Source organism: Nonomuraea sp. NPDC003709 (genome assembly GCF_040610775.1).
Taxonomy (GTDB): Bacteria; Actinomycetota; Actinomycetes; order Streptosporangiales; family Streptosporangiaceae; genus Nonomuraea; species Nonomuraea angiospora_A.
On the sequence record NZ_JBEXMW010000018.1, the window covers coordinates 167,192 to 186,632 of the forward strand.

Below are 19,441 nucleotides of genomic sequence, written 5' to 3' on the forward strand. Positions count from 1 at the left end.
TCGGCGGCTGCCCGGATCCGCCCCCCGGAGACGCGGACGACGACGGGGGCACCCAACCCGCCTGCCCCTCGGATGACCCTTCCCCCGGAGGCGGGGTGGGCTCTCCGGGCTGCTCCGGGGGCGGGGGCGGCGGCGTGCTCACAACGCCCAGATTAAGCCTCTACGCCCCTTCTCCCGAGTAGTAAATCGCCGCCTGCACCCGGCTCTTCAACCCCAGCTTGTTCAGCACCCGGCTGACATGCGTCTTCGTCGTGGCTTCCGCCATGTCCAGCTCTCTGGCGATTTCGGCGTTCGACAGCCCCCGCCCGATGCAGGCCAGCACCTCCCGCTCCCGAGGCGTCAAACTCCCCGGATCGGCCGCCGGCTCCCTCCGCGGCGCCTGCCCGGCGAACGCCGCGATCAGCTTCCGCGTGACCCCCGGCGAGATCAGCCCATCCCCGCGCGCCACCAACCGAACGGCCTCGACCAGCGATTCGGCATCGGTGTTCTTCAGCAGGAACCCGGCGGCCCCCGCCCGCAGCGCCCCGAACACGTACTCGTCAAGATCGAACGTGGTCAGGATCAGCACATCGCTGACCCCCGCCAGCTCCCGCGTAGCCGAGATGCCGTCGAGCCGCGGCATCCGCACGTCCATCAGCACCACGTCCGGGCGCACCTCCCGGGCCATGGCCACGGCCTGCTCCCCGTCCGCCGCCTCGCCGACGACCTCGATATCCTCGGCCCCGTCCAGAATCAGCACGATCCCCGCCCGGACCGCCGCGTGATCGTCGGCCACCAGCACCTTGATCGTCACCGCGCCTCGACCCCCGACTCCCTTTCCCGCGAACCAAGGCCCAGGACGGCCGCGTACGGCACCGCCTGCTCATCACCGGTGGGCAACTCAGCCGACACCCGCCACAGATCACCGTCCCCCGAGGCCCCGGCTTCGAAAGAACCACCGACCAGCAAGACCCGCTCCCGCATCCCGATCAGCCCTGCCCCAGCACCGGGCAGCCGCGCCCCACGCCCGCCGACCGCGTTCTCGACACTCATCAGAACCCGCCCCGCCTCGTACGCGATGACGACCCGGACCGACGAGTCCCCATGCTTGAGCGCGTTGGTGAGCGCCTCCTGCAGGATCCGGTATCCGGCGAGATCAACCGATGCGGGCAGCTCCCGCGGCTCCCCTTCGACCCGCAGCTCGGCGACCAGTCCGGCCCGCGTGACCCGCTCCACCAACGTCTCCGCATCGGCCAGCCGGGGCCGCATGGCCTCAGCGGGATCGTCACCCTCCTGCCGCAGCAGCCCGATCATCGTCCGCATCTCGGCCAGCCCCTTCACGCTGTTCTCCCGTACGGACTCCATGACCCTCCGGACGGTCGCCCGATCGAGATCCTTGCGCGAAAGCGCGGCGGTGGACTGGATGGCGATGGCGCTGAAATGGTTCGCGATCATGTCGTGCAGCTCGCGAGCCATCCGCGTACGCTCCGCCGCGACGGCCGCCTGCCGGTCGAGCTCGGCCAGATGAGCCACCTGCTCGGCCCGCTCCCGCTCCGCCGCCGCCCGATCCCGATGCTCCCGCAGCACCAGCGCCGTGGTGACGGGCGTCACCAGCACCAGCCCCGCCTGCACCCCCATGACAGCGAGCAGCCACCAGTCCGCGGCCAGGAACCCGGCCACGGCCCCGGCCGCGACCGCCAGCACGGCGGTGATCCCGAGCAGCCACCGAGCGAACCGAGCCGGCCCGTAAAGCGCCGCGGCATAGAGGTTGTCAGTGAAAATCAGCACCGTCCCCAGCGAAGGCCCCACGAACGCGTCGATCGTGATCGCGACGACCCCCAGCCCCAGCGAGGCGAGGGGCGCCCGCTGCCGCACCAGCACCCCGGCACAGGTGATCGCCAGGGGCACGCACAGCAGCCAGACGGGCACGCCACGCTGGAGCGCGGCCCCACCCGCGATGAGAACCACCCCCATCGCAAAGGCCACCCCGGCCCCCAACGCCTCCCGTTTCATGTCCCCATCTCACCACCCCACACGCCCTGTTCCCTCCTGCGCGGGACCCGCCTGTGGATACACCCTTCGATGTACCGCCACCCCCGGCCAACCAGCGAGATCACGGGCAAGATGGAGGGAGCGGGCCACACGGTTGCCATATCTGGTTCGAGGTACTCCGCAGAACCCGCTATGCTTGCTTACGCAGCGAGCGGCCGTAGCTCAATGGATAGAGCATCTGACTACGGATCAGAAGGTTACGGGTTCGACTCCTGTCGGCCGCGCTCCAGCTCAAAGGCCCTTCGGCATCAGTCCGAAGGGCCTTTTTCGTGCCCGTACAGCAACGTCGTACAGCAACGCAGCCCGGCACAGCCGATCCCACGCGTGCAACTCATGCCGACGGGACGCCGGCCACGCCACTCACGCCTCGCCGAGGCCCTCTCGTAGGCGGCGGACCCAATCCGCCGGGAAGACCTGCTCAAGCCGCTCCCTGCTGGTCTCCAACATCCCCTCCTTCGCCAGGGGGAGAAGGGCACTGTCCTGGACGGCCTTGTGATCCTCGGGTGCCGAGCAGATCAGAACGGCAAGGATCCGGCACGTTCGTTGAAGCTCCTCGATCCCCGTCGTGTGGATCATGCTCTTGATGGGCTCCCACGCCGTCCGTACCGCAAGACCCACCAGCGCCTCGAGGAGAACGCTACGACCCTCGGCCTTCCGGGACTGCAGGATGACCGTCGTCACGTACTCCGGGATCCGGTCCATGGCTTTCGAGAATTTTTCGATGGCCTCGGCCACGGCGACGAGAAGATCGCACCAGAAGTGATTGGTAAGTTGCCTTCTGGAATCTCGCGGCTTGCTCCCGCCGAACCTCTTATCGATCTCCTTGATTACGGGGCCAGCAAGGACGTCTCCGATTTCCTGGATGCGGTCGATGGTGTCCGGGTTTTCGGATAGCCAGTCAACGAGGTCGACTGTGGCGCTATCGGTGGCTGCTGCCTGTCTGTCCTTGGATGGCTTGCGTCGCCCTACGGGAGGCCGAGTTCTGGCCCAGGCGAGGTCACTGTCATCTCTCGCCTTCTGACGAGCAACGAGAGAGGGGTCTCGGGCCAACAAGAGACTGTTGGTCCAGCCATGCTGCGCCCCTCCACAGGCGGAACATCCACAGTAATGCCCCTTGGCCCGCTCGCAGATCACAGGGTGCGTCATTCGCCCTCCGCTACGTCTGGCAGGAAGTGAACTGGCGCCTCACTGGAAGCCCCATTCCTTTGAACCACAAGCAACGAGAAGCGAAATGACCACCGTAGCCAGTCCGGCATATCCCTTCGGTTATGACAAGATCCTGTGCACACACATAGGTCCTCTGGGATACCCCCAAGGACCTATGTGATAGTACCGAGAGATTAGTTATGCCTCGCTTGAACGGTCGAGGCTCTGATTGAGCCGGCCAAGCGCCTTTCGAGTTTCGGGACTGGGAATCTGGGTGTAGACGTCCATGGTCATCGAGATCTGCGAGTGGCGCAGGATGCGCATGGCCGCGCGCGGGTGGACGTCGAGGGCGGCCAGGAACGAGGCACAGGTGTGCCGGGTGTCATGGACCCGGATGCGTGGAACGCCTGCTCGTCGGCAGTGGCTCTCGAAAGCCCGGTTGAAGTTGCGAGGCTCGATGGGCGTTCCAGTCCGAGTCGTGAACGTCAGGTCCGAGATCTTCCACCCGTCCCCGGCAGCTTTGCGTGCCTCCTCCTGGACGCGCTGTGCCGCGGACGGGAGCATCGGAATGAGCGAGGACGAATGGGGCGGCCCTCACCCTTGGCCAACGCTTTGGGGGTCTTCCTCAAACGATGATGAGGATGCCGACTACGCCAGGCGACGACGGCCCGATCGGGACTATTGATCCAAATCATTCAGAACCGAATCCGGACGGCCAGCGCGTTTTGTCAACAAAACATTTGATATCACCACAGAACGTCATCTTGCCAAGTCCGATGGTAGTGAGTGGCTGATTGGACCAACGCAAGTCAGCGGGCACCGGTACCAGCTCAAGCTGCTGGTTTCTGGCGAGAACGGACACGTCAAGGACCTCTGGCTACAGCGCACCCCTGACGGGCACAGTTCTTCGACAGCGAGGCCATTCGACTCAACGGGAAGGAGGCCGTCTGGCAGAACTTCTTCGAGCAAAACCCGTGGATCTTGGGAGCTGTAACTCCGGGCCAGCTCTTCACTGCTTGGGACAAGAAGAAGCTAGAACGAACAGTCGTCGGCGCATCGATCGCCTTCCCAGGCAAACGGGTGGATGCCCTCCTCCATACGTCCGGAGTTGTACGCTCCTTGGTGTTCGCCGAGTTCAAGACCCACCGAACCGCGCTGCTGGGCAAGGAGTATCGAAGTGGGTGCTTCGCACCATCGGATGAACTTGCGGGAGGAGTGAGCCAGGTTCAGGGCACAGTCCATCTCGCGGCCACCACGATTAGTGACCAGCTCGCCGAGATCGATCTCGACGGCGCCGAGATTCCTGGCAGGTTCACTTACCTCATCCGGCCAAGATCCTTCCTGGTCATTGGCCATCTCGGTAAGCTGAAGGGCGAAGCCGGAGGAGATCATGCTGCAAAGATCCGGTCCTTCGAACCCTACCGTCGACATCTGGACGCGCCCGAGATCGTCACCTTCGACGAGCTTCTCGCCCGTGCCGAATGGGCCATCCAAATGGGCACGGCGGTCGAGTAGGCATAGCTGCCGCGCCGCTTCCGGTGCTCGGGCCTTGGCGGCCCTGCGCTCCGGGTCGGCTTGCCATCGGATCACGTGGTGACCGTGGCCAGCGGGCTATGCGCGGGATGATCAAGCGTGCCGTGCGAGACCGTCACTGTGTTTCAGCAGGTCGGAACATGTGAGTGACCCTCCCCGCCCACTCTCTCCTAATGCGGGCTGCGACAGGTTCGAAGATTGCCGGGGCGATTCAAAAACATTCCTATGCAGCCGCGGGCTGGCGTCGCATCGTCTGACACTTCAGACCAATCCCGGCGATTCGGTTGCTGCGGTAGGTGGAGCGCAGTCCAATGGCCCCACGCCTTGATCCCAAGCTTGACCGTCGCACCCGAAGGAGTCGCGTATGACCCGGGAGCAAGTGGAACAGGCCTTACGTCGAGCCGAGCAACTCACCGATCAAGCTGGACCTGGTCTCGATCGCTCGATCGCGCTCATGGCGCAGAACGTCTGGACCGGCCCGGCAGCACAGCGCTTCGCCGACGAACTGACCGCTCAGCGCCAAGCCCTCATCGGGGCGTGCGCCGGTGCTGTAGAAGAACTCCGGGCGTTATTAGCCCGTACCCCGGCGGACAGCCCTGGCTAGGCCATGGGTCAGTTGGAAGGCATGGTCCCCGAGGGAGTCCGCAGCCTGAAGGACGCGCTGCGCCAAGCCGAATCGTCGCTGGACTCCATCGGCGAGGAGTTATGGACCTTGCTGCGCGGAGCTTTGCTGTCGCCTGCCTCGGCCGACACGATCCGTAGAATAGCGGCGTGGGCTGGAACCCAGGGCCCGGAGATCAATAAGCGGTTGCTGCTTCTGGAACGCATGGAGCTTGATAAGCCGGAGCTGTTCGGCGCCGGCAAGCCGCCGATCTCGGTCGACGACTCTCTCTTCGCCCCCGGAGCAGTTCTGCCCACCGCAGGCGGCTTCTGGGACCGCATCGGCCAGCAGATCCAGGACACCTTCGACCCGAACCTGACCTCCGGCAACTCGATGACGGAAACAGCCAAGGGCACCGTAGAGAGCCTGGCCGGCCTGGGGAAACTGGCGATCGACTACTCCCCCGTCCGAATGCTCGTCGACCACATGGGCTGGCAACGCAACGTCAACGACCTGTCCCAAGCCCTGGCCTACGGCATCAAGAACCCAGCCGAGTTCGCCAAGTCGGCGCTGGACTGGGATACCTGGGCATCGAATCCTGAGCGGGCGTTCGGCCGCCTCCTGCCGGACATCGTGGCAGCCGTCACAACGGCCGGCTCCAGCGGCGGAACCTCAGCCACCACCCGAGCCATGGGAGCACTGGGCAAGGCTGCCAAAAACGTGATCCGCCCCAAGCCTTCGGAATCCCTCACGCCCCACAACCTCGGACGGAGCATCGAAGACCACCTCCCCAACGGAAACGGCCCAATCGCAGCCCCGAAGAGCAAGCCAACAGTGGCGGGCACAAATCTCGTTGACGATGCCGTACGGCACCCCAGCAACGCCGAAGGACGCGCATGGGCACGGGACAACATGCCGCTACCGGACCTGACCGATGAGGAAAGGAGCGCACTAGAGTTCTACGGCGGCCCCGGCTATCTGAAAATCAACCCGGCCCTTCGAGCGAAGGCCGCTGATCCCGGTGTTGACTGGTCTCCCGAGGTCGCCGACAAGATCGCCGCCATAGACCAGGCGATCGCCAAGTCTCATCTGCCATCCGACGTGGTCCTGCACAGAGGCGTGGGCAAAGCGTTCTTGGACGCGATGGGGGTCGACATCAAGTCACCCGACGAAATGATGCGGCTGCGCGGCCGCGTCATCACCGAACCGGGATACTTGAGCACGAGCGTGGGCCGACGAGGCGGGTTCGACGGGGACCTTCGCGTGATGTTACGGGTCCCCAAGGGACACGAAGCGCTCAACATGTTCCCCATCACCAAGCTGATCAGCGAACGGGAGATCCTCTTACGCCGCGGCACGTCGTACATTGTGCGCGGTGTGTACCGTAAGGACGGCCATTGGTACATGGAAGCGGACGTCGTACCGGATGGCTGGACCAAGCCGCCCGACTGGAACGCCCAACCATCCATGGATGCTGATCTCGGCTGGAAAGGACCTGACGATGACTGACACGCCGAATCCTCGTTTCTATGATTACGTCACCCCGATCACCGTCTCTGAGAACGACTCCTACGATTTCAAGGCCACCGGCCCGAAACGGCGGGCCGCGGTATACGACCAGCGAGGACGGTTGCTGGGAGACGTGTGGACCGACGATCGTCAGGCCGCGGGTTTCACCCTTATCGACGACCCTGAACCAGACATGGGCTATGTGGCGGGACGCATGGATCGGATTCTCACCGATGCCTACAAGGCGGGAATCCCCGCCAGCAAGGTTCTCGACCCCGCCTTGTACGCACCGGACTTCGAGTTGCGCGTTGCCTCGTGATGCGATGTGCACGACGGCAAGCAACCCACCCCTCCCTGGCGACCAGTTCGCAGGTCGGAGATCACCCAAATCTACGAGGGACATGCCCTGATACTGATCCGGGGGAGTGACGGCAACGCTGACGGCAACGTCGGCCACCAAGCTCACATGAAGGGCACCACGGACTGCTGGCTGACTCCTGGTAGCAGCTAGGGAGCAGGGTGATTGCTACACCTGAAAGCGGACGGTCAGGTCCCGAAGTGAGTGGTTGGGACAGACCACTAGTAATATCCCCGCAGCGCCGTTGCCGCGTTGGTGCCTCCCCGCGTCCAATTGGCTAGCCTTTTTCGGTGAGCTTCGCCAACTTCGCCCGTAGGGTACGTGACCCTGACTTGCCCTACCGATGGCGGCTGTCAGCGTTCCGGTCCTGCGTGCAGTTGTATCGGCCACTCGGATTCGAGGCGACGCTGAGTTTCCTCGAGTTCCAGGCCGGGAGGTTTCAACACGATGAGGCGGCACTGCTTCAGGCGCTGGACGCTATCGAGGCCAGCCGCGCTGCCTGGCATGCCGAACTCCACGCCTACGCGACAAGGCGTCGGGAGGCCAAAATGCAAGGCCGGCGATCTCCGCGTGCAGAGGAACCAAATCCCAACCTTCAGGTTCGCTGGTACTGGTACGGCAACCCCCGGAAGGCCGCGTTGCTCGCATTGCGGTTTTGGCGCCGCCAACGCTTCCCTCGTCTGCTGCCCTCCTCGGACCCCGTTCTCCTGGAGATCACCATATGCGTCAGCGAGTGCCTGGACTTCGGCGCCGTTTTCACGGAAGCGCAGCGCGACCTCCTCGGCGTCCGATTAAGCGAGATTGAGCAACGTCTGCACTCGGCGGATCTCCTGCTCGTCGTTCGGCACATCGAGGTGGCATCGGGTTTGAGGTAGCTCGAAGCGGCGAGAGACCGAACCGTGCGGTTGAGGGGGCGGGTTTCGGCCGGCGCATCGTCAGACGGTGCTGACGTTCGCGCGCGGTGCCGTACAGCAGTCGGATACAGCAACGCTGCCTCACCCAATCAAATGCCACCAGTCTCCAACTACCGCTTGAGCAGGGAGCGGAAGGCTCTACGTCGTGACCGGCTCCCGTTTGCAAGCAGGCGCTCCTATGACACCGGCGAAAGACCCGAAGTCGTTAGCCGAGGCCGTGAGCACTTCGCTACTCACCGACGGCAGCTAGGGCAACCACGGCCGTGAGCCGACGATCACTCTTTCCAAGACCGGAGCAGGTGAGCGGGAACCTTGTGTACGTCCGTGCATAGCCACGTCCTCACTCATACTGATGGGGCATACACCAGTTCGAGCCGGCTTCAAACTTGGATGGGGTCAAGATTGCGTTGTTCCACGCTTTGCGGTTGTCTTCGGACCCCGACCGCGCGGTTCACCTTGGCCCTTGGCTCGATCAGCCCTAATTCTCAACGAAGGGTCAACCACAAAAGTAGAAGGGGATTTTCTCCACGCCTGCTGCTGCGCTGCCGACTCAGGCGATAGAACCAGATGGTCAATGTCACGCAGTTCGAGTGGCTGAAGATTCTGAGCGGATCGCTCTGCATTCATGGCCTTCAGCAAGATCGAGTGCATTGCCTCCACTACCTCGTAGACATTGTCCGCTTCGTAGTACTTGCGCAGCAACTCGCGGTCACCAATGCGTGCGGCTTGCAGCTTCGTACCTGCCAATGCAGCTACGGTGTCCCCTTTTAGGGACTCGATGAAGCCATCGATTAGTTGCTCACGTAGTTCTTGCCGCGTCTTCAGGCGGTGGTTGATGAGAGCGACTGCCATGGCTGCCGTTGCACCGATGAGAGCACCACCCAGTCCGATGAGCGCAGACACAAGCTGGATCGACATGGGCAAAACGTAGCGCAACGACTAATCGCATGGCTGATGAATCGCGTTATCTCGTTTCATCCGTCATGCCTGGCTCGGGCTGTTGCTCCTTGCCTCTATCCGGCAGGGCAAACGCGCGATGACCTGGTCTGTGTCAACGCTCGGTCGCACCAGGTTTACCGCTTGGCCGCGCTGCTCTCCAGGTTGAGCTGGATCTTTCCTAACAGGTGCCTGATCTCTTTCAGCTGCCCCCCGGTCTGCTTCATGGCCTCTGCCTGCGCAAGAGTGGCCCAGACGAGGGCAGCCTCGGCGTCCCCCTTCTGCAGAGCCTTCCGGGCTTCGGTCTCATACTCGTTTCTTGCGAACGGCTCCACGAACTCTCCTCTCGGGACAGCCGGACGCCGTCACTGTAAGCTGCTCAGCCCATGAGGGCCAGACGTTTGATCGAAGACAAGACACTGTCCCGCCGGCGAGTACGCACAGCTCTTGACTAGCTGTCCATCCACAACTTGCGTCCCGGACCGTACCCCGCACGCGTGGGCCTGCGCCAAGGAGCGCCGTACAGCAGCGCGTACAGCAACGTCGCCTCACGCGATCACATGGCATCGACTCATATCCACCGCTTCAACAGGGCAGGAGGCTGCGAACGCGGCACCTGCCGTTCCCTACGGATCAGAAGGTTAGGAGTTCGAGTCCTCTCGGCCGCGCACAGCACGAAAGGCCCGTCACCAGCGGAAACACTGAGGCGGGCCTTTGTCATTGAGGAGACCATCCGGTTTCTTCGGCCTCTTCGGGAGCCACTTTGGGAGCCGCCGGACGAAGCTCCCCAGGAGAGCGCCGGAAATCGCCTCCGTCGCCGCCCGCTTGTCACCCTCCAGCAGGTGGCCATAGACGTCCTTGGTGATCAAGAGCGGCGCAGAAGGAGATTCCGCCTAGTCCCGTGCCTCACAGATCAGGGGATGTTCTTCAGATCCGGCGCTGAACGCCCAGCTACCGAACCGAGCCCCGGAGGCCCAGCCCACCAGCCACTCCGTCATGGTCTCCTGGACCGGCGAATCCTCGTCGTGATGACGAGCGACGATCATAATTGGCCATTCCTCGGGCTTACCTACCGTCATCCAGCCCATGGCGTCACCGTCGATGGTGCTGCCCCACTGGAAGAAGCCACCCGGCTCCGGCCACATCGCGAGCCGGAAGTCTTCGGGCGAGTCCTCTCGGAGATCTCGGTAGTAGTCCATCCACTCGGGGATATGAGCGAGCTGCTCATCAGTGAGTGTCCGAAAGTCGAAAACGCTGAGCCATCGGGCGAACTCGCAGCCTCCGTATCGCTCGATGAAGGCGATGTAGTCGGACGGAAGCCGGAGATCGAGAACTCGGAAGACCTCATCCCAGCTACGGGTGCCAAAGATCGGTGAGGCGGACGGGGGGACGACGGAACTGAGGCGATCGAGCGCTGTCGGGTCATAAGCCACGGGACGGACTGTAACCACGTGCACTGTCAAAACCATGCCTCCGGCGGGAGCGCTCCAGCTCCGGGATGATCGCCGTGCTGAGAGCTGGACCGTAGATGGTTGAGGTGGAAGCCTGATCATCCCGCCCACCATCGACCCGGGACAAGCCGCGCAGACCAGGGCCACGGGGACAAGATCGTTCCTCCAGTTGAGGGCTTCACCTTGTCCCCGTGGCCCTGACCCGCTTCCTCTTCGGGCGGGTCGACGGCGGACGGGATGGTCTCAGTCGGCGAGAAGGTTAAACGACCGCCCCCGAACCGCCTTGGTGGCCCTGTGGTCGCTGCAGATAGGCCATGGACCTCGGTATGAGGTAGCAGGTTATGGCCGCCAGCACCCACGCGATCCCCAGACCGATACCAATCCATGAGATCACGAGCGGTGTCAGGAAAGATGCATTTGCTTCCGACGGCTCGACCACCCTCGCACGCATCCACTTTTCCTGCACCCCCAACTGCACGAGGATGCTGGGAACGAGGACCACCAGCCCGATTCCCATCAACACCCGACTACATGCCCTTAAGATCACTTGCTCCCCGTTCCGATCAAGAGTTGCATCAGAGTAACCGTCCCCGATACGCGCCCGATAGTAAGGCGATCAAGGAGGACTTACGAGGAGTAACGGCCCAAGCGTCCAACGGCCCGCCCAACAGCACAGCAGCTTAGGCGACCGTGGGCCGAGATCTTCCACACTGGTGAACTTGGGCCAGGTGGATGTCCCTTCATAGAGGATGACCGTATGGAGCATGCTGAGATCGTCATTGGCCGGGGCAGAAGCTTCGATCATGTGCTGATTCGGGTCCTCGGTCGTATGCATCCCGGCTGTACCGACTTCTGGGACGGGAACTGGCTGATCTCTCCGATCCATGCACAGGTTGGAGGGTTCACTGCCGAACTGGATGCGGGGCTTCGGATTGAGGAGTTGCGCGACTTCCGAGTGGCTTTGGAGCGCGTCGACGCGGAAGTCAAGGGAAGCGCCACCCTCTCCTCCCTGGAGCATTGGATAGAACTCACGGTCGAGTGTCGGCCCACAGGCTCCCTGTCGATCGCTGGGGCCGTGACCGACCATGCTGGGATGCGAAATACTCTTCACTTTGAGATCGAAGGTTTGGATCAGACAGACATCCCCGTACTCGTGGATGCGCTCGTTGCGGCGGAGAAGCGGTTCCCCGTCCTGGGGCGCGAGTGATCGCTCTCTAGGAGCCAAGCTGGGAGCCACCCGGACGGACGATCGTGAACTGAGCCGGACGGATCTGAACGGCCGGAGCCCCGGTGAGCAGCGCGGTGAACGGGTTCGAACGCTCCTCTACAGCGTTTGGAGACCTACGGATCAGAAGGTGAGGCCCACTCGAGTTACGCAGGCCGGCCAACGGGAGAAGAGCGCCGTTCTGGACGTTACGCCAACCGTTGCCGATACCTGATGTCTGGGACTTCTCGACGCGCATCCGCACCAGGCACTAATAGGCGGTGGCTTTGGCGCTGTGCTGTCACTCGCTTCCCGTGTTCCGCTTGGGCTCGGATGGCTCATTGGAGGCATCTGCGATTCCGAGGTCACTTCGCATGGCCGTACGCATGCGCTCAATTCGTTCCCAGAACCGCTCGCTGTAGGCAAGAGCCTCGTCGAGGGTTTCTCCCTCGCGGGCAATCCCTTGATCCAATCTCCGGACCATCCCATACCAGCTGCTGAGATGGCCTCTTACTACGCCGGCGGCCTTCAGTACTTCCCTGGAGGCAGTCATCTGCGCTTCAGCGTGCCGTTCGATATACGAGCGGCGTGCCTGTTCAACGCCACATAGCATGCGCGCCGTTGTTCCAGCCATGCCTTCCGCTCAATGATCTCCCGATCCTCTTTCCGCTGGGCCTGGGCTTGGTCGAAGTCCATCCGCTTCCCTTGAAGCGCGGATCGCTGAGTGTAGATCGACGCGCTCAACGTCCCCACTACGGCGACGACGGCGGCAAGGATGGGGGTGATGTAATCCACGGATGGGGCTCCCTCTGCGATATGCGGCATGTCCTTACAGTGGGTATGCGCGGCCCCAGGCGTCCGGTGCCCGGCCGCTGAGGTATTGAGACATCGTCCCCTTCTCGACCGGGTAGCGTCCCTGCTTTCGTTGCATCGAACGTGGGAGACTGTGGCTCGAGGGAGCAGGGCTTGCTAACGCGGTCGCTAACAACAGCCCTGGATGATCCTGGACAATCTTGTTCTCACCGTAATGAAGCGCTCTGGGCGTAAATGCCGTTCCGGGCCGCAGGATCTGCGTCGTTGTGCTCCTACCGGCTCGGCGTGAAGGACGAGACGATCAGCCAGAGGGCGCCGAGCACGATCATGATTGCGACGGCGGCATCCCTCGTCCGCCTGGAGATCAGGCCTTTCAACTGTCCGCGGATTATGCTTCGTGCCAGGTGAACGGTGCCGACCCAGGAGATCCGTACCTGGGGGTGCCAAGCGGCCGAGGCGACGAGAACGGCTGCGAGAAGCAGGCGCCAGCGCACCGAATCGGCGAAAAGCAGACCGAAGGGGTCACTCTCCAGGCTGATGTACGTCACGATGTCGAGCAGTACGAAGAGTAAGAGAGTCGCTGCTGCCGCGATGCCGACTGTGCGTTTCCACCAGGTTGGAGCAGTGGCTGTCGCGGCCGCCGCCAGTGCAACGATGACGACCGGCAGGCCGATCGTGTCAGCGTCACTGGACCACCACGCGAGGCCGTCCCAGGAGGACGCCTCGGCCATGTAGACGGTGCTCAGGAACATGTCGTATGTGGCCGGAAGACGGTGGAACATGGCCGCCCATGCTGCCGCGACGGCGGCGCCTGCCCAAAAGATCATCCCGTACTTCCTGCGCGGCAGGGGTGATCGGGCCGCCAGAAGCAGCGCTCCTGCGGCCATCGGATACGAGATGATCAGGAGCCAGGGCGGTGCGACCGCATGTTCCCGCCCGGTGCATGGATCGGGGCCTGGCAGGAGAAACGCGACGACGAGCCCGTACGCAAGCACTGTGGCGATCGCGACGATGGCCGTGAGCGTGGCTCGGCGTGAGCCGTTCAATACAAGGCCGGCCACGGTGATTGGCAGAAGAAGAACGGCCCAGAACAGCAGCTCACCCGGCAGGTCGTCCGGCGCGTAAACACCCAGCCCGTACGGACCTGCCAGCGAGTACGGACCCGCCAGCGCGTACAGACCTTCCATCGGATAGGGAGCGGGAGCCGCCGAGAAACAGAACCAGCCGACGCTCTGCCTACCTACCCCGAAGGTGGTCAGGATCACCGGTCCGGACGCAGCCACAACCGCACCGAAGCGCAGCAGTGCCGCCTTCGGGGATGGCGCATACGCCGCGGGATTCTGCATCACGGCATCTTCTCCCGGAAACGATCAATAGGAGTCAGCGTAGTGGATGACCATCGGCTGAGAAGGGCCGCTTGGGCGGGTGTGGATGACAACGACGGTCCCGTAGAGACGTGGGGTGACCACGGCCGCGCCTGTGCCGTCGAGGGCTACATCGGCCTCATTACTGTTGGTGCGCAGCAGGCCCTTGTCCTCGGTGACGAGCCTGCCATGACGACCTACCTGACGACCGAACGCCTCTTTGTGCGCTGGGCCGCCGCAGACACCGAAGCCGAACTGGTCGGGGCGGCCAGACGAGCCCTCGTAGGGCAACCGGATTTGGGATGATGACGAAGATCTGATCTGGGAGGTACGGGAGGTGGCTGTGCTCTTTGACTCCGCGATTCCTGGCGCTGAGCTGGAGCCTGACGAACGACTGATCCTCGATCTCAAACCTGGTGAGTACAGGGTTCGAGCCACCTACATGAAATGGCTCACCGTCATGGTCTCCGGGACGGCTCCCGCCGAGGGCTACGCATGACAGCGCACACCGGTGGATCCGGCGTTGTCCAGCCGCGTGCCGACTACGCATAGCGGACTGGGTCGAGCCACATAACTGCAGTATGTGATGGGAGCGAAGACTTCCTGGAGCAGGTGGCGTACAGCAACGCCGTCTTACGCGATCACGCGACACCAACACACATCCACAATTTCACCAGGGCGAAAGAGCACTGACGAAGCGTCTGCCCCTCCCTACGGATCAGAAGGTTACGGGTTCGACTCCTGTCGGCCGCGCTCACTCGAAAGGCCCGCCACCAGGGAAAACCTGGAGCGGGCCTTCGTGCTTGTCAGGACGATCTACGCGGTACGTGGTCGACGGGCGCGCTGCCCGTCCACGTCGTTGCGGGTCGCCTCGGTCATGCCGGCCGTCGTCCCGAACCTGGGCCCGCCTCCGAGACGCCATCCCCGTGACCACGTCCCGACCGCCTCAGCAGCGCCTCGTCGGCCTCGGGCAGCCAGGAGTGCGGCGGCCGGCGCAGCCGGCGTTCCATGCTTCGGATCTCCGTCACGGCCTGGAGCAGCGCGTCCAGACCCGGATGCCGCAGGCCCTCAGGGAAGACGAGGTTCTCCAGGGCGAGCGGCACGGGATCGACCAGCGGCCGCACCACGGCGCCGGGGATTCCGCCGACCTTCGCCGTGGCCAGCACGGGCTCTCGGTGCCGTTGCAGGTAGAGGCCCATCTCGTGGGATCCGACCGGTGGCGCGTGTGGCGTGGCCAGGGTGAGCCCGAACTCCTCCGCCAGGCGCTCGCCCAGGTCGGTCCACTCGGTGGTCGCGGGATTGCCCGCCATGGCGTCCAGCGGGAAATCGGCCAGCACGCCGAGCGGCACCTCCTCCAGCGCGGCCAGCGGATGGTCCTCGGACACCAGCACGGCGAGCGGATCCAGCCGTACGGGCACCTGGGCCAGCCCCTTGCGCACGGAAGCGGGCAGTCCGGCGAACCGGCCGAACGACACGTCGAGACGCCCCTCCCGCATGGCGGCGGCCCCGGAGGCCAGCCCGCCGTGGAAGCGGGCGAGGATCTCCACTCCCGGCGCCAGCTCCCTGGCCCTGACCAGCGGCCGCGGCGGCTCGTGCCCCTGCATGTTGACGTCCACGAGCAGCGGCCCCCGGGCGCTGGAGACCTCCGCGACCAGCTCGTCATGCAGCGCGAGCAGCCGCCTGGCCCCGGCCAGCAGCCGCGCTCCCGCAGGGGTCAGCTCCACCCGCCGGGTGGTCCTGGTGAACAGCGCCTGCCCGAGTTGCTCCTCCAGCCGCCGCACGTCGCGGCTGAGCGCCTGCTGGGCCACGTACAGGCGGGCGGCGGCGCGTCCGAAGTGCAGCTCCTCGGCGACGGTCACGAACACCCTGAGCAGCCGGGGATGCAGGTCCACGCGGCAACATTAACAACAGATCCGCGTTAATCCCGGCTTTTCCGGTGTTGGACCCGGCGTCGTGATCTCCGTCAGGGTGGACCCATGATCCCCATGAAAGAGCTGCTCAACGGCATGCCGCTCTCGCCCGCCCAGATCGGCGTCCTCCTGAGCCTGGTCCACCCGCCGGGGTTGACGGCTCAGAACGTCACAAACGGGTGGCCCACGAAGAGGCCGAAGCACAGGAGGTTCGGCACCGGCACGACGTAGTGCCGCGGCAGCGGGGATCAAGGCGCCCAGGTTCGACCTGTTGGCCGACCAGTCCAGCAGGGAGGCTACGGGCCGGTCCCGGCTGCCGGCGGGGCTCAGGCCGCGGGCTTCCGCCGCTGCCGCAGGGGTCGCTGAAGACCCGAGCTGAAGACCCAACACGTTCGCCTGACCTGCGACAACGCCTTCGGATTGCATGCGGTGGCGGTAGTCGTCGCCGCGGTTCGGCACAATTACCGATATGCGAGTCGGATTGCTCGGACCGTTCGAGGTCCGGAACCATGACGGGGCCGTGGTAGAGGTTCCTGGGATTCGGCTGCGCGCACTGCTGGCGGCGCTCGCCCTCGAACCCGGCCGGATCGTCACGCGTGCGAGGCTGGTCGACTGGATCTGGGGGGAAGAGCCGCCCGCGGACGAAGTGAACGCCTTGCAGGCGCTGGTGTCCAGGCTGCGCAGAGTGTTGCCGGCCGGTGTGATCGAGGCGGACTCCGGCGGGTACCGGCTGGCCCTGGCTGCTGATGCCGTGGACGTGTCCCGGTTCGAGCAGCTGGTCGGCCAGGCTCGTGCCGCCGAGCCTGCGGCGCGGGCGGATCTGCTGCGCCCGGCCTTGGCGTTGTGGCGTGGTACGGCCATGGCGGACATCGCGCTGCAAGGCAGCGACGCGTTCGACTCCGCGGTCGCGCGTCTGAACGAGCTCTACGTCGCCGCGCTCGGGGACCGGGTGGATGCCGACATCCGCCTCGGCCACGGCTCGGAGTTGGTCTCCGAGCTGACCGACCTGGTTGCCACGTACCCGCTGCGGGAGGGGTTCGTGGCGGCCTTGATGCGAGCGCTCGCCGAGGCGGGGCGTGAGAACGAGGCGTTGACCCTGTACCAGCGGACGCGCGAGCGGCTCGCCGAGGAGCTGGGCGCCGATCCGTCGGCCGAGCTCTCCGCGCTGCACACCGCGTTGCTCCGCGGCGAGCTGGGCCGGCGAACGGAGAACCACAGGACGAACCTGCGCGCCGAGCTGACGAGTTTCGTCGGCAAGGATGACGACGTCTCCGCGGTCGCCGAACTGGCCGTCAAGCACCGGCTGGTCACCTTGACGGGGGCGGGCGGCTCGGGCAAGACCCGGCTGGCCACGGAGACCGCGCGAACGATGCTCGCCGAGCTGCCGGATGGGGCGTGGCTCGTCGAACTGGCCTCGGTGGGGGCAGGCGGTGAGCTGGCGCAGGCCGTTCTCACCGCGATCGGCCTGCGTGACCAGGCATTGCTCGGTGGCGCTCGGGCCGGGGACCCGATGGATCGGCTCATCACCGCGCTCCGGGAGCGCACGATCCTGCTGATCCTGGACAACTGCGAGCACGTGATCGAGGCGGCCGCGGCCTTCGCGGATCGGCTCCTGGGAGAGTGCCGCAGGCTGCGGATCCTGGCCACGAGCAGGGAACCGCTCGGTATCTTCGGGGAAGTCCTGTGGGGGGTCGAGCCACTCGCGCTGCCCGCCGAGGGAGCCGACCCCTCCGAGGTCGCGTCCTCGTCCGCGGTGCGGCTGCTGCGGGACCGCGCAGGTCTGGTGCGCAAGGACATCGGCTCCGACGCGCACACCTTGGCGACCATGGCGCGGATCTGCCGGGCGCTCGACGGGATGCCGCTGGCGATCGAGCTGGCCGCGGCACGGCTGCGCACCATGTCCGTCGATCAGCTGGCACGCGGGCTCGATGACCGTTTCCGTCTGTTGACCGGCGGCAGCCGTACGGCGCTTTCCCGGCACAAGACGCTGCGCGCGGTCGTGGACTACAGCTGGGACCTGTTGACCGAGGCCGAACGTGGCGTGCTGCGGCGGCTGTCGGTGTTCTCCGGCGGGGCGGGCCTGGAGGCGGCCGAACGGGTGTGCGGGGGCGAGGCGTTCGCCGGGGAGCAGGTGTTCGACGTGCTCACCGCGTTGATGGAGAAGTCGCTGCTGCTCGCCGACGGCGAGGACACGCCGCGCTACCGGATGCTCAACACCATCAGGGAGTACGCGGCGCACCGGCTCGCCGAAGCCGGGGAGACCGAGCAGGCGCGCCGGGCGCACCTTGCGTACTTCACCGAGCTGGCCGAGACGGCCGATCCGCACCTGCGTCGGGCCGAGCAACTGGAATGGCTGTCCACGCTCGAGCCCGAGCACGACAACATCAGCGCGGCCCTGCGCGGGGCGATCGCCGAGGGATGGGCCGAGGAGGCGACGCGGCTGGTCGGGGCCGCGGGCTGGTACTACTTCAGCAGGCACCGGGTCGAGGGCGCCGAGTTGAGCATCGCGGCGGTCTCGCTGCCCGGTGAGGTGCCCGATGAGGTGCGGGCGTTGGCGTGCCTGCTCGTGACCATCTTCGTGAGCTCCGGGGTCGGCGGCGATCAGTATCAGGCGCGGGAGTGGATCCAGGAGGCGTACCGGTTGTCCCAGCGCAGCGGGTATCACCACCCGCTGCTCGGGTTCGTCGGGTTGCTGGAGCGGATTCTGGAGGGTCCGACGGACTTCCTGCCCGCGTTGGAGCCGCTCATCACCGACGATGATCCATGGGTGCGCGCGCAGGCCAGGCTCACTCGTGGCCGGTTCCGGCTCACGCTCGGCGGCGACGAGACCGACGTGGACGTCGACGCCAAGATCGCCCTTGCCGAGTTCCGCACGCTGGGTGACCGGTGGGGGATCTCGTTGGCGCTGACCTTCCTGGCCGAACGGCTCGCCATGCGCGGCGAGTTCACGCGCGCGTGTGAACACTACGAAGAGGCGGCCGTGGCGCTGACCGAGATAGGCGCGACCGAGGACGTGATCGGCCTGCGGGCGCGGCAGGCTCAGCTGTACTGGCTGCTCGGCGATGAGCGATCCAGCACGTCCGCCATGGCAGAAGCGCAGCGGTGCGCGGGCGGGATCGCGTGGCCGGACGCGCTTGCCGAGCTGGCGCTGTCGAAGGCGGTGCTGGCGCGCTGGCGCGGCGAGCAGGAACAGGCACACGAGCACCTGGCCACGGTGCAAGCGGTGCTGGGCGGCTCGGACAGGGTCGGCTCCATCTTTGCCAAGACCATGGACCTGTACGGCTACCTCACCGAGGATCTCGAGACGGCCCGCGCGCACCGGACCGAGGCGTTCCGCACGACTGTGGAGCATGCGTATCTACCGGCGGTCGCCGAGCTGTTGATCGGGATCGCGGATCTCGCGCTGCGCCAGGGACAGTACGAGCAGGCCGCGCGACTGCTCGGGGCGAGCGACAGCGTGCGCGGCACGCCGGATCGTTCGCTGCCGGACGCTTCCAGGATCGCCGCGGACACGCGGAATCGCCTCGGCGAAACCCTGTTCACCGAGGCGACCCATGACGGTGCGCGGAGGGACTGGCGCGAGCTGGCCGAGATCACGCTCGCTTCGTGAACGACTGCTCAAGAAGGGAAGGATCATCAGCGGGACGCCGGCGTCGGGGGTCAGCAGCGTG

General features: G+C 65.2%; 20 protein-coding genes and 1 tRNA gene. 11 read left to right on the plus strand and 10 right to left on the minus strand.

Going from position 1 to position 19,441, the window contains the following annotated elements; translation table 11 throughout:
- Positions 1 to 160: 160 nt before the first annotated feature.
- Together ABZX61_RS43020 and ABZX61_RS43025 are read right to left on the minus strand one after the other, a co-directional pair.
- Positions 161 to 793, minus strand: coding sequence for a response regulator transcription factor (locus tag ABZX61_RS43020; protein ID WP_350732492.1), 633 nt, complete (start codon positions 791 to 793; stop codon positions 161 to 163).
- A complete protein-coding gene (locus ABZX61_RS43025; protein WP_355203006.1) occupies positions 790 to 1,953 on the minus strand; it encodes a histidine kinase in 1,164 nt (387 codons plus the stop codon). Before ABZX61_RS43025 ends, ABZX61_RS43020 begins: the two co-directional genes overlap by 4 nt.
- Positions 1,954 to 2,182: 229 nt before the next feature.
- Between ABZX61_RS43025 and ABZX61_RS43030 the strand changes: the two genes are divergently transcribed.
- A tRNA-Arg gene (locus ABZX61_RS43030) sits at positions 2,183 to 2,255 on the plus strand.
- 136 nt (positions 2,256 to 2,391) lie between these two features.
- On the opposite strand, the gene ABZX61_RS43035 is transcribed toward ABZX61_RS43030, so the two are convergent.
- The gene (locus ABZX61_RS43035; RefSeq protein ID WP_355203009.1) at positions 2,392 to 3,081 is read right to left on the minus strand and encodes a hypothetical protein; all 690 of its coding nucleotides are present in this window, start codon (positions 3,079 to 3,081) and stop codon (positions 2,392 to 2,394) included.
- A 294-nt stretch (positions 3,082 to 3,375) separates the two neighbouring features.
- On the minus strand, positions 3,376 to 3,741 hold the full coding sequence (locus ABZX61_RS43040; RefSeq protein ID WP_355203012.1) for a tyrosine-type recombinase/integrase: 366 nt from the start codon (positions 3,739 to 3,741) through the stop codon (positions 3,376 to 3,378).
- A gap of 417 nt (positions 3,742 to 4,158) precedes the next feature.
- Between ABZX61_RS43040 and ABZX61_RS43045 the strand changes: the two genes are divergently transcribed.
- The 5 genes from ABZX61_RS43045 (at position 4,159) to ABZX61_RS43065 (ending at position 8,053) form a co-directional block, all read left to right on the plus strand.
- Positions 4,159 to 4,692: a Shedu immune nuclease family protein gene (locus ABZX61_RS43045; protein ID WP_355203014.1), complete on the plus strand. Its 534-nt coding sequence runs from the start codon at positions 4,159 to 4,161 to the stop codon at positions 4,690 to 4,692.
- Between the two features lie 382 nt (positions 4,693 to 5,074).
- Positions 5,075 to 5,314: a hypothetical protein gene (locus ABZX61_RS43050; protein ID WP_355203016.1), complete on the plus strand. Its 240-nt coding sequence runs from the start codon at positions 5,075 to 5,077 to the stop codon at positions 5,312 to 5,314.
- Positions 5,315 to 5,335: 21 nt separating this feature from the next.
- The gene (locus ABZX61_RS43055; protein ID WP_355203286.1) at positions 5,336 to 6,820 is read left to right on the plus strand and encodes an ADP-ribosyltransferase; all 1,485 of its coding nucleotides are present in this window, start codon (positions 5,336 to 5,338) and stop codon (positions 6,818 to 6,820) included.
- Positions 6,813 to 7,139 carry a hypothetical protein gene (locus tag ABZX61_RS43060; RefSeq protein ID WP_355203019.1) on the plus strand — a complete coding sequence of 109 codons (327 nt, stop codon included), beginning with the start codon at positions 6,813 to 6,815 and terminating at the stop codon, positions 7,137 to 7,139. The genes ABZX61_RS43055 and ABZX61_RS43060 overlap by 8 nt, the downstream gene beginning before the upstream one ends.
- A gap of 329 nt (positions 7,140 to 7,468) precedes the next feature.
- Positions 7,469 to 8,053, plus strand: a complete 585-nt coding sequence (locus ABZX61_RS43065; protein ID WP_355203022.1) for a hypothetical protein — start codon at positions 7,469 to 7,471, stop codon at positions 8,051 to 8,053.
- 435 nt (positions 8,054 to 8,488) lie between these two features.
- Here the strand turns inward: ABZX61_RS43065 and ABZX61_RS43070 are convergent, their stop codons facing one another.
- From ABZX61_RS43070 to ABZX61_RS43080, 3 genes are all read right to left on the minus strand, one after another.
- On the minus strand, positions 8,489 to 9,010 hold the full coding sequence (locus ABZX61_RS43070; protein ID WP_355203025.1) for a hypothetical protein: 522 nt from the start codon (positions 9,008 to 9,010) through the stop codon (positions 8,489 to 8,491).
- A gap of 155 nt (positions 9,011 to 9,165) precedes the next feature.
- Positions 9,166 to 9,363, minus strand: coding sequence for a hypothetical protein (locus tag ABZX61_RS43075; RefSeq protein ID WP_355203028.1), 198 nt, complete (start codon positions 9,361 to 9,363; stop codon positions 9,166 to 9,168).
- Positions 9,364 to 9,921: 558 nt separating this feature from the next.
- A complete protein-coding gene (locus ABZX61_RS43080; RefSeq protein WP_355203031.1) occupies positions 9,922 to 10,461 on the minus strand; it encodes an SMI1/KNR4 family protein in 540 nt (179 codons plus the stop codon).
- Positions 10,462 to 11,236: 775 nt separating this feature from the next.
- On the opposite strand from ABZX61_RS43080, the gene ABZX61_RS43085 reads away from it, so the two are divergent.
- Positions 11,237 to 11,686 carry a hypothetical protein gene (locus tag ABZX61_RS43085; protein ID WP_355203034.1) on the plus strand — a complete coding sequence of 150 codons (450 nt, stop codon included), beginning with the start codon at positions 11,237 to 11,239 and terminating at the stop codon, positions 11,684 to 11,686.
- Positions 11,687 to 12,232: 546 nt separating this feature from the next.
- On the opposite strand, the gene ABZX61_RS43090 is transcribed toward ABZX61_RS43085, so the two are convergent.
- Both ABZX61_RS43090 and ABZX61_RS43095 read right to left on the minus strand, forming a co-directional pair.
- Complete coding sequence (locus tag ABZX61_RS43090; RefSeq protein ID WP_355203037.1) at positions 12,233 to 12,478, minus strand: hypothetical protein; 246 nt, start codon at positions 12,476 to 12,478, stop codon at positions 12,233 to 12,235.
- 290 nt (positions 12,479 to 12,768) lie between these two features.
- The gene (locus tag ABZX61_RS43095) at positions 12,769 to 13,845 is read right to left on the minus strand and encodes a hypothetical protein (protein ID WP_355203040.1); all 1,077 of its coding nucleotides are present in this window, start codon (positions 13,843 to 13,845) and stop codon (positions 12,769 to 12,771) included.
- Positions 13,846 to 13,884: 39 nt separating this feature from the next.
- Here ABZX61_RS43095 and ABZX61_RS43100 point away from each other — a divergent pair, with 39 nt between their 5' ends.
- A complete protein-coding gene (locus ABZX61_RS43100; protein ID WP_355203043.1) occupies positions 13,885 to 14,166 on the plus strand; it encodes an Imm21 family immunity protein in 282 nt (93 codons plus the stop codon).
- 13 nt (positions 14,167 to 14,179) lie between these two features.
- Positions 14,180 to 14,359: an Imm21 family immunity protein gene (locus ABZX61_RS43105; RefSeq protein ID WP_355203289.1), complete on the plus strand. Its 180-nt coding sequence runs from the start codon at positions 14,180 to 14,182 to the stop codon at positions 14,357 to 14,359.
- A 376-nt stretch (positions 14,360 to 14,735) separates the two neighbouring features.
- Here the strand turns inward: ABZX61_RS43105 and ABZX61_RS43110 are convergent, their stop codons facing one another.
- Positions 14,736 to 15,752, minus strand: coding sequence for a LysR family transcriptional regulator (locus ABZX61_RS43110; protein WP_355203046.1), 1,017 nt, complete (start codon positions 15,750 to 15,752; stop codon positions 14,736 to 14,738).
- 84 nt (positions 15,753 to 15,836) lie between these two features.
- Between ABZX61_RS43110 and ABZX61_RS43115 the strand changes: the two genes are divergently transcribed.
- Both ABZX61_RS43115 and ABZX61_RS43120 read left to right on the plus strand, forming a co-directional pair.
- Positions 15,837 to 16,001 (plus strand): hypothetical protein, encoded by a 165-nt coding sequence (locus ABZX61_RS43115; RefSeq protein WP_355203048.1) that lies wholly within the window; start codon positions 15,837 to 15,839, stop codon positions 15,999 to 16,001.
- Between the two features lie 238 nt (positions 16,002 to 16,239).
- Entirely contained in the window at positions 16,240 to 19,380 is a 3,141-nt protein-coding gene (locus tag ABZX61_RS43120) for a BTAD domain-containing putative transcriptional regulator (RefSeq protein WP_355203051.1), read from the plus strand.
- Positions 19,381 to 19,441: the final 61 nt, after the last annotated feature.

Excerpts from the sequence above, each read along its gene's own strand:
- ABZX61_RS43055 (WP_355203286.1), top strand. The coding sequence starts at position 5,336 with ATGGTCCCCGAGGGAGTCCGCAGCCTGAAGGACGCGCTGCGCCAAGCC.
- ABZX61_RS43085 (WP_355203034.1), top strand. The coding sequence starts at position 11,237 with ATGGAGCATGCTGAGATCGTCATTGGCCGGGGCAGAAGCTTCGATCAT.
- ABZX61_RS43025 (WP_355203006.1), bottom strand. The coding sequence starts at position 1,953 with ATGGGGGTGGTTCTCATCGCGGGTGGGGCCGCGCTCCAGCGTGGCGTG.
- ABZX61_RS43120 (WP_355203051.1), top strand. The coding sequence starts at position 16,240 with ATGCGAGTCGGATTGCTCGGACCGTTCGAGGTCCGGAACCATGACGGG.
- ABZX61_RS43115 (WP_355203048.1), top strand. The coding sequence starts at position 15,837 with ATGATCCCCATGAAAGAGCTGCTCAACGGCATGCCGCTCTCGCCCGCC.
- ABZX61_RS43060 (WP_355203019.1), top strand. The coding sequence starts at position 6,813 with ATGACTGACACGCCGAATCCTCGTTTCTATGATTACGTCACCCCGATC.
- ABZX61_RS43070 (WP_355203025.1), bottom strand. The coding sequence starts at position 9,010 with ATGTCGATCCAGCTTGTGTCTGCGCTCATCGGACTGGGTGGTGCTCTC.
- ABZX61_RS43040 (WP_355203012.1), bottom strand. The coding sequence starts at position 3,741 with ATGCTCCCGTCCGCGGCACAGCGCGTCCAGGAGGAGGCACGCAAAGCT.
- ABZX61_RS43050 (WP_355203016.1), top strand. The coding sequence starts at position 5,075 with ATGACCCGGGAGCAAGTGGAACAGGCCTTACGTCGAGCCGAGCAACTC.